Origin of the sequence: Bradyrhizobium sp. (genome assembly GCF_035570375.1) — a bacterium.
GTDB lineage: Bacteria > Pseudomonadota > Alphaproteobacteria > Rhizobiales > Xanthobacteraceae > Bradyrhizobium.
Window position 1 is genome coordinate 24,832 of the sequence record NZ_DATMLW010000092.1, and the last position, 7,873, is coordinate 32,704.

General features: G+C 63.7%; 6 protein-coding genes. All 6 read right to left on the reverse strand.

Annotation, left to right across the window (positions count from 1 at the left end; all coding sequences use genetic code 11):
* Position 1: 1 nt before the first annotated feature.
* Entirely contained in the window at positions 2-1,144 is a 1,143-nt protein-coding gene (locus VNX23_RS10265; protein WP_414642976.1) for an ABC transporter substrate-binding protein, read from the reverse strand.
* An 88-nt stretch (positions 1,145-1,232) separates the two neighbouring features.
* Complete coding sequence (locus VNX23_RS10270) at positions 1,233-2,432, reverse strand: xanthine dehydrogenase family Fe-S subunit (RefSeq protein ID WP_325629638.1); 1,200 nt, start codon at positions 2,430-2,432, stop codon at positions 1,233-1,235.
* Entirely contained in the window at positions 2,429-3,265 is an 837-nt protein-coding gene (locus tag VNX23_RS10275) for an FAD binding domain-containing protein (RefSeq protein WP_325629640.1), read from the reverse strand. Before VNX23_RS10275 ends, VNX23_RS10270 begins: the two co-directional genes overlap by 4 nt.
* On the reverse strand, positions 3,262-5,553 hold the full coding sequence (locus VNX23_RS10280; RefSeq protein ID WP_325629648.1) for a xanthine dehydrogenase family protein molybdopterin-binding subunit: 2,292 nt from the start codon (positions 5,551-5,553) through the stop codon (positions 3,262-3,264). The genes VNX23_RS10275 and VNX23_RS10280 overlap by 4 nt, the downstream gene beginning before the upstream one ends.
* A 222-nt stretch (positions 5,554-5,775) precedes the next feature.
* Positions 5,776-7,053: an amidohydrolase/deacetylase family metallohydrolase gene (locus tag VNX23_RS10285; protein WP_325629642.1), complete on the reverse strand. Its 1,278-nt coding sequence runs from the start codon at positions 7,051-7,053 to the stop codon at positions 5,776-5,778.
* A gap of 132 nt (positions 7,054-7,185) precedes the next feature.
* Positions 7,186-7,873 (reverse strand): transporter substrate-binding domain-containing protein (locus tag VNX23_RS10290; RefSeq protein ID WP_325629644.1); only part of this gene is annotated, 688 nt, incomplete at its 5' end.

Below are 7,873 nucleotides of genomic sequence, written 5' to 3' on the forward strand. Positions count from 1 at the left end.
TTCAGAGCGACTTCATGCCGATTTTGCCATCGTTGATCTCGATGAGGTAGACGTTCGGCTGGCTCTGGCCGCTTTCCTTGCCTTCAGGCCCGGACTTGCGGAAGACGATGTCGCCGTTGAGCCCCTTCACCTTGATGTCCCACATCGCCGCCTTGATTGCCGCAGGCTCCGCCTTGCCGGCTTTCTCGATGGCGGCCGCCGCCGTGCGGATGCCGTCATAGCCGCGGAAGCTCTCTGTGCATCCGGCGAAATCGAAGCCACGCTTCTTCCATTCTGAGATGAAATAGTTGGTCGCTTCCGGATTCGGCGTCTTCTCGGGAAACCACGGCAGGAAGGTTGTCAGATGCATGGTGCCGTTGGCGGCCGCACCGGCCTGCGCGACGATCTGGTCCGGATTCTGCGAGCCGCCTGTCGTGATGATGCGCTTCTTCATGCCGAGCGCCGCCGCCTGCTTGAAGATCAGCGTGAGCTGATCGACCGCGGTGGTGACGATGACGGTCTCGGCGTCAGTCCCCTTGATCTTGGCGAGCTGCGCGCTCATGTCCTGCGCGCCCTGATCCATGGTCTCGACCAGGCCGACGGCTATCCCCTTTTCCTTGAACATCTTGCTGAAATCTTCAGCCGTCCCGCGTCCCCAGTCGTTGTTGATGACCAGAAAGTCGACCTTCTTGAGATCGAGCTTGTCGACGATGTTCTTGAAGGCAACGGCCTCCACCGCCGATGGCGGCGAGATCCGGAATATGTAGGGATTGCCGCTGGTGGTGATCTTGCCCGATGAAGAGGTTTCGACCACCATCGGCGTTTCGTATTCCATCAGCTTGGGCATCACGGCAAGCGTCAGGCTCGAGCCCCACGCGCCCATCATGACCGGCGTCTTGTCGCTGTTGATAAGTTTTTCCGCCACCGCCGCGGCTTCGGTCGGATTGCTCTTGTTGTCCTCGATCACAAGCTCGATCTTCTTGCCGAGCACGCCACCCTTCGCATTGATCTCGTCGGCCGCAATCCTGGCGCCGTTGACGACGTAGGTGCCGGACGCCGCAAATGCACCGGTGAGCGGCTCATTGACGCCGATCTTGATTGTTTGAGCGCCGGCCGGACCGCTCAGGAGAGCGACTGCCAGGGCAACCGCTGCAACGTATTTCATTGTCCGCATCATCTTGCTTCTCCACTCTCACGCTAAAGGTTTCAACGCAGTTCAAACTCGCACGCCGCCTGTAACAACATCGCCTTTGTCACCTCGCTCCGCCGTCCTCCTTTGGAGGGTGCGCGAACCATCGCGCGAGCGCCGTGCGTACGACACCCCAAAGCAGCGACAGTCCATTCAAGTCGGCCGGCGCCGCACTCTCGCGAGATAGCGGCACACCAGACAACAGTCGATCGAGATTGGACGCGAAATCCGCCGTCAGGCGGCTGGCGAGGTCGCGCACCAGCGCCGGCCGGCCGATCTGCGCCAGAATCCCCGTCAAGGAATAGCCGAGCGAAAGATCGACACGGGTCTTTCCACCCTCCAGGGGCACCAGGTGGTAGCGAACTTCGCCTTTTGTGGAAGACCGGCTGCGCTCGTCGGTGCCTATGCCGACGATGCGGCCGGACATTTCGGCAGAATTTCGTTCGACACGCGCGGCGCCATGAAACGTCGCGGCCACCGGGCCGATCTTGACACGGATGGCGCCTTCGACACGCTCGGGAGTTGGCGGCGCGAGAAGCGTCACGCCGGGCAAGCAATCGGCTACCGCGGCGATGTCGCCGAGCGCGGCAAAAACCCGTTCCGGCGGGTGCGCGACCTCAAAATGCTGTTCGAGATGGTTGCCGGGCGTGAAGTCCGGGATCAGCAGCTGTGCAGTCTCTCGCGGGACCTGCATCGGCTGCGCGCGTCGGCTCCGCTCGACGGGAGCTCGTTGGCTGCGTCCCGAACCCGCAGGCCCCAGCGTCTTGCGTCCGCCGTCGTGTTGAGGCGCTACGCCTCGCCGACGCCGCTGGTCGATGACCGAAGAGACGGCGCGCACGATGCCGACATAGCCGGTACACCGGCACAGATTGCCGCTCAGCCCGATGCGGATCAGCTTCTCGTCGGCATGCGCAAGGCGCAACACCAGGTCGCGGGACGAGACGAGCATTCCCGGCGTGCAGTAGCCACATTGCAGCGCGTGCTCCCGCGCGAAGGCCGCACGCAGTTCGGAAGTGATTTCGTCCTCGTCGAGGCCTTCGATGGTGGTCACCTCAGCTCCGTCGCAGCTTACGGCATAGGTGATGCACGACCGCGCCGGGACGCCATCGAGCAGCACCGTGCAGGCGCCGCACACCCCGTGTTCGCAGCCGAGATGGGTGCCGGTCAGATCGAGTTTGTCACGAACAAAATCGGCAAGACTGGTCCGCGGCTCTGCAGGTGCCTCGACCGGCCGCTCGTTTACCGTGAGTGCAACATTGATCATGCCGCGGCCCCGCGAATCGCACGCTTCAGTACATTGACATGAATATGACGCTGAGCCGCATCGGCGATGCCGGCCTTCGCCAGCATCGTATCGGCGACCTGCGGATCGAAACGCTCCTTGTAGTCGCCCGTGATCCGTCCCCCGAACAGCTCGAGCGGATTCTTGATAACGATCGGCGCCGCTTCGATCGCGCCGATGACGAGGCGCGCCGTGGCGGCAGGCGGATCGATCACCACGGCTGCGATCGCGTGGGCATACTCTCCGGTCTTGCGGCAGCTCTTGAAATAGCCCCACTGCGCCGACGCTGGCCTTGCCGGGACATGGATCGTTTCGATGATTTCACCCGGACGCAGCGCGGACTCCAGGGCCGAGACGACGAAGCTTTCGACATCGAGCAAGCGCGTGCCGGTGCTGCTTGTCAGCCTCACTCTTGCACCCAACGCCGCAAGCGCGGAAATCCAGTCTGCCGCGGGATCGGCATGGCCGAGCGATCCGCCCAGCGTGCCGCGATTGCGAACGGCACGGTAGGCGATATTGGCGGCGATCTGCTGCATGGCGCCGCGCGTGGCGTCGGGAACGCGTCCATCCTCGATGTCGGCGTGCGTGATGCATGCGCCGAGCACGAGCTCGTCGCCGCGGCGTTCCGCGACCTTGAGCTCGGCGAGCGCGCTGATGTCGACGATCAGCTCAGGTTCGACCAGGCGCAAATTGAGCATGGGACCGAGCGACTGGCCTCCTGCGATGATCTTGCTCGAATGGCCGGCCTTCCCAAGAAGCGACAAGGCTTCTTTCAGATCGTGTGGGCGTTGATAGTCGAAGGGCGCCGGTTTCATGCCGACTTCCCTTGCTTGTCGCCCCTCGCGAGGATGACTTCGACAATCCGTTGCGGCGTGATCGGAGACTGCATCACTTCCGCGCCCAGCCGGCGCAGCGCGTCGTTCACGGCATTGGCGATGGCTGCCGGTGGCGCGATCGCGCCGCCTTCGCCGATGCCCTTGACGCCGAACTGCGTATACGGAGACGGAGTCTCCATGTGATCGAGACGCGCGGCCGGCACCTCGGTCGGGCCCGGCAGCAGATAATCGGCAAGGGTCGTCGCCAGCGGCTGACCCGCGGTATCGAACGGCATTTCCTCATAGAGCGCGGTGCCGATGCCCTGCGCCAGGCCGCCATAGATCTGGCCGTCCACCACCATCGGATTGACCAGCACGCCGCCGTCTTCGACGATGACGTAGTCGAGGATCTCGACCTCGCCGAGTTCGGTATCGACGGCGACAAGCGCCGCGTGGGCGGCGTAGCTGAATGTGCCGCTGTCGCGCTGCGGCTTGTAGCCCGCCGTCACCTCCAGCCCACCGGGATCGACATCGGAGGGAAGGTCCTGCGGGCGGCGGTACCAGGTGAAAGCGATTTCCTCCAGGGTAACGGCGCCGTTTACGCCGCGAATTTCGCCGTCCTTCAGCACCACGGCGGCCGGATCGTGCTGCAGGAGTTTTGCGCCGATGCGCCTTGATCGTTCGCCAAGCTCGCGGCAGGCGGCGGCGACCGCGCCGCCGGCCATCACCATGGAGCGTGAGCCCCAGGTGCCGGTCGAATAGGGTGTCAATGCTGTATCGCCGTGGATGAGATGCACCTTGGCGACGTCGACGCCCAGAATTTCATGCGCGACCTGGGCGAGGGTGGTTTCCATGCCTTGGCCGTGCGAATGCACGCCAACACGCAATTCGAGCCCGCCGTCCGGGGTCAGGCGCGCCGCGGCCTGCTCGTGTCCGGGCACCATCGGAATGCCCCAGCCCGAATAGACCGAAGTGCCGTGCGCGGCCTGCTCGCAATAGATCGAAACGCCAAGCCCGACACGACGGCCATCCGCTTCGCCCTTGCGCTGCCGCCTCCGCACCGCCTCGACGTGGATCAAATTGAGCGCGCGCCGCATCGCCTGCGGGTAGTCGCCGCTGTCGAAATGCTTGTTGGTGATGTTGTCAAACGGCATCTGCTCCGGCCGCACCAGATTGCGCAGTCGCACTTCGCCCGGCTCCAGACCCGCTTCCGCCGCAACCAGATCAAGCATCAATTCAAGCGCGAAGCATACGCCGGTGCGCGCCACTCCCCGATAGGGCAGGATCGGGCACTTGTTGGTGGCAACGGAAAAGGTCCGGCAGCGGTAGGCCGGCATCAGATATGGTCCGGGCAGGATGCTCGCGACCTGCGCCGCCTCAAGACAGGCCGAAAACGGATAGGAGGAGTAGGCGCCGGAATCGACGGTTGCTTCGCAATCGATGCCGCGCAAGCGCCCGTCGCGATCGGCATAGACGGTGATCTTGTAATGATGCTCGCGGCAGTTGGCGCTTGCGCTCAGATGCTCGCGGCGATCCTCGATCCAGCGGACGGGATGACCGCGATGCATCGTCAGCCAGGAAAGACAGACCTCTTCCGGCAGCAGGATTCCCTTGTATCCGAAGCCGCCGCCGACGTCGGGCGAAACGACGCGGATGCGCGCTTGCTCCATGCCAAGGCACTCGGCAAGGCCGCTGCGGGTGACATGCGGCATTTGGGCCGCCGAATAGAGCGTGAGCTGATCGAGGCGATGATCGAAGGTCGCGACCACGGCGCGCCCTTCCAATGGCGACATGCATTGCCGCGCGGTCGAGATTTCGCGCGTCACCTTGATCGGTGCGTCCAGCGCCGAGGAAATGTCGACTTCGTAGTTGGTCTCAAGGAAGATGTTGTCGCCCCAATGCTCGTGCACCAGCGCCGAGCCCGGCTTTCGCGCCATCAGCATGTCGTGGACTGCGGGCAGCTCCTCCAGATCGAGTGTTACGGCTGCCGCGATGTCCTCGGCCTCGGCGCGCGTGGGCGCAACGCACATCGCTATCAGTTCACCCACCTGACGCACTTTTACGGTCGCCAGCACCGGCTGCTCGGAGGCCTTGAAACCCGGCAATCCCGACACCGCCCGGATCGCCTTGACCCCGACCAGGTCGGCCGCCGTGAAGACGCTGGCGCGATAGTGCTCCGGCACGTGGATCGCGAGGATCCGCGCATGAGCCAACGGGCTGCGCACGAAGGCGACGTCCTGCAGACGGGCGAGACGAATATCGGCCACGAATTGGCCGCGGCCGCGCATCAGCCGATCGTCCTCCTTGCGCGGCAGGGAGACGCCAACGCCTTGCCTGGCATCCCCGCCGTCAGCGGAGGAAAAGTCGCGCTCGTTACGCACGATCGAGATTCCTCGTCGGGAGCAGCTTCTAGAGCATGATCCGGAAAAGTGGAAACCGGTTTTCCGAAAAGATCATGCTCAACCAAAGAGATGAGATCATGACGCCATTCCACTTGATCGCATCATGATCTACGCCGCGACCGCCTGCGGCAGGATCGAGGCGACCGCGTCGTATCGCGTACCGGCCCGGAGGCAGAAGGCCGGCTGCAGCAGGCGTTCGGCAATGACCTCGTTGCTCTCGTTGTCGCGGAGCGCAAAGCGCCCCGACAATTGCTTGAGCACGGAGACGTCCGCGTCGCGCCCGACTTTCAGCGCCCCGATTTCATCCTCCCGGCCCAGCATTTTAGCCGGATTCGAGGTCACCATCGGCACCACCTGCTCGAGCGAAAGACCGAGAGCCATCATCGAACTCATCGCCTGGACCAGGCTGAACTTGGCCTGGCCGGCAAAGGGGTGATTCTCGTCATCCGCGTGCTGATCGGGCGTACCAGCCGGCGCCGGCACATGCGTGTTGTAGCCATGGATATCCGCGCCGAGCGTCGTCGGCACGATCCCCCACGAGATGGCCTTCCCGGCCAATCGATAGGAGAAGTGGCTACCGTGTCCGACATCGACCTTCAGTCCGCGGTCGAGCGCCGCCTGAATGACCGGATGCACCTCACCCTCGCGATTGACGAAGCCGCCGGGGTGGCGCGTGAACGGATGCGCCAGGATGTCGCCCTCCCGCAGCAACGGAATCACCCGCTTGAGGATGGTGTCGGCATCTTCGCCGTTGGCGCCGCTCGCCGGCAGGCCCCAGAGCTGGCCGAAATGCACATAGACCGGCAGATCGGCGCGGCGGCCGATTTCGGCGGCCATTTCGATCACGCGAATGCCCCAGCGTGCGAACCCGCCGATCTCGGCATGTGCCTTGATTCCGCGCACGATATCCGAATTGGCTTTCGCGGCCTTCACCGTGGCATCGATATCGACGCCATCGGGGCTATAGAGCTGCGGATAGTAATGGCCTTCGAGCCCGCCCACGAGGTAGGCCGAGAGGAACGCATAGACGCGCGACTTCGCCGGCTCGACGATGAAATGCCGAAAGCCTGGCAACGTCATGCAGGATGATCCACCCTGATCGACCAGGGTGGTCACGCCCGATTCGACGCCGACCATGTCGGCATTCATGCCGAAACGCCCCGTGACGTATTGATAGACATGCGCATGGGTATCGATCAGCCCCGGCAGCACCAGTTGGCCCGCCACGTCGACGACCTCCCTGGCGCTGGTCGGCAGGATATCCGCCTGCACGGCCGCGATCTTGCCGTTGCGGATCGCGACGTCCTTGATGCCATCGATACCGGATGCCGGGCAGATCACGCGCCCGCCACGCAGAAGCAGGTCGAAGCTTGCACTGACCGACATGGATGTCTCTCCTCTGGCTTTCGCGGAGCGGGTTGGTCCCGCTTTCGCCAAGAAACGAAGCATACTTCGTTCGTGGAAAAAGCAAAGTCCGTGCCATGGTCCCGAAAAGACGCAGCAATGCTGCGCGGTCGGTCACTTGAACGGAATCGCATACATCAGGCCGCCCTTGCTCCAGGTCGCGTTCAACCCTCGCTCGAGTTTGAGCGGGCTGGTTGAACCGACATTGCGCTCAAAAATCTCGCCATAATTGCCGCCGGCCTTGATCGCCTGCAGCAGCCATTTGTTGTCGAGGCCGAGCCGCGAGCCGAGTTCGCCGGAAGTTCCCAGCAGACGCTGGACCGCAGGCGAAGGACTGGATTTTGCCATTTGCTCGGCGTTGGCCATGGTGACGCCGAGCTCTTCGGCCTCGATCAGGCCGTAATGAAGCCAGGTGATGATGTCGCTCCACACCTCGTCGCCGTTGCGGGTGAACGGTCCCAGCGGCTCCTTGCTGATGGTTTGCGGCAGCACGACATAATCGGCCGCGTTTGGCGCTGCGGTCGCCACCGCGCCGGCGAGGGCGGAGGCATCCTGGGTCATGGCATCGCAGCGGCCGCCGAAGAAGGTCTGGTACATGGTGTCGACGCGGTCGAACACCAGAGGCTTCCAGTCGATGCCATTGGCGCGGCCGTAATCGCCGAGCGTCACTTCATGCGTGGTGCCCTGCGCGACGCAGACGGTGGCGCCGTTGAGACCCTTGAGGTCCTTCACGCCGGTGTCCTTTTTCACCACAAAGCCCTGGCCGTCGTAGAAATTGACCGGCCCTTGCCGCAAGCCCAGC